The sequence below is a fragment of the Mycobacterium sp. genome (genome assembly GCF_008709575.1).
Lineage (GTDB): Bacteria > Actinomycetota > Actinomycetes > Mycobacteriales > Mycobacteriaceae > Mycobacterium.
In genome coordinates, this window is the sequence record NZ_VYIK01000408.1 from 1 (window position 1) to 654 (window position 654).

Genomic DNA, 654 nt, shown 5'->3' on the forward strand with positions numbered 1-654 from the left:
CACCGAGGGTTTCCCCCGCATCGATTTCGATGCCCTCTACCGTGGCGAGAGCCCGGGCGAGGGCATGCCGGCGGTGACGACGCCGCCGTGGGATACCAAGGCTCCCAAGGAAAGCGTCGTCGGCTGGTACGAGCAGGGGCTGATTCACGGCGACGTGCTCGACATCGGCTGCGGGCTCGGCGACAACGCCGTCTACCTTGCCCGGCAAGGCTTCACGGTCACCGGGCTCGACATCTCCCCGACCGCGCTGATCACCGCCGAACGCCGCGCCGCGGATGCCCGGGTGACCGTGACGTTCGCGGTGGCCGACGCCACCAGGCTGGAGGGCTACCGTGACGCGTTCGACACCGTGATCGACTCCGGGATGTTCCACACCCTCGACGACGACGGGAAGCGCCGCTACGCGGCCGCGGTGCACCGGGCCACCAGAGCCGGTGCGACGCTGCTGATGAGCTGTTTCAGCGACGCCAACCCGCCTGACCCGCGGTGGCCGCGCCCGGCGGTGTCCGAGCACACACTGCGCGAGGTCCTCGGCGGGGCGGGCTGGGACATCGTGTCGCTGGAGCCGTCGACGGTGCGCCGGGAAGAGGACGCCACGGTGACCGAGATGGCGTTCTGGCTCGTGCGTGCCCAGCGCCGCCCACTACCCTGAGC

General features: G+C 70.8%; 1 protein-coding gene. It reads left to right on the top strand.

The genetic code is table 11. The features are described from left to right. Positions 1-19 precede the first annotated feature (19 nt). On the top strand, positions 20-652 hold the full coding sequence (locus F6Q13_RS19265; RefSeq protein ID WP_293059929.1) for a class I SAM-dependent methyltransferase: 633 nt from the start codon (positions 20-22) through the stop codon (positions 650-652). Positions 653-654 lie beyond the last annotated feature (2 nt).